1 protein-coding gene is annotated in these 333 nt (G+C 36.9%); it reads right to left on the bottom strand.

Annotation, left to right across the window (positions count from 1 at the left end):
• On the bottom strand, positions 1-188 hold a 188-nt coding region (locus KIH86_RS16150), incomplete at its 3' end, for a hypothetical protein (RefSeq protein WP_223110560.1).
• Positions 189-333: the final 145 nt, after the last annotated feature.

A 333-nucleotide genomic window follows, 5' to 3' on the forward strand; every position in this document is an offset into this window, starting at 1 on the left:
CTAGGAGTCGATCTCGCATTATATTTGTTTAATACTTTTGTCGCCTCGATAATTAATGCTTCATTCTTTCCTATTTCCATATCATCCAGAATCCCGGCAAGCGCATCTTCATATAGATTTGTCCAACTAAGCGGAACGTTGTGATAATAAATTAACGTATCTCCTAAATCGAAGCCAATTGCTTCCATGTATAGCCACCCCCAGCCTACTGTGTTGAATGCGATGTTACTAGCAGTTTGAACTCTAGCTCAACTCACATTTATTTTCCCTTATAATCAAATTCTAGTTGATAGTGGTTCAATACATAATAGTACTCCATCAACTTTATTGTTC

The sequence above is a fragment of the Paenibacillus sinensis genome (assembly GCF_019904155.1).
Taxonomy (GTDB): Bacteria; Bacillota; Bacilli; order Paenibacillales; family Paenibacillaceae; genus Paenibacillus_AQ; species Paenibacillus_AQ sinensis.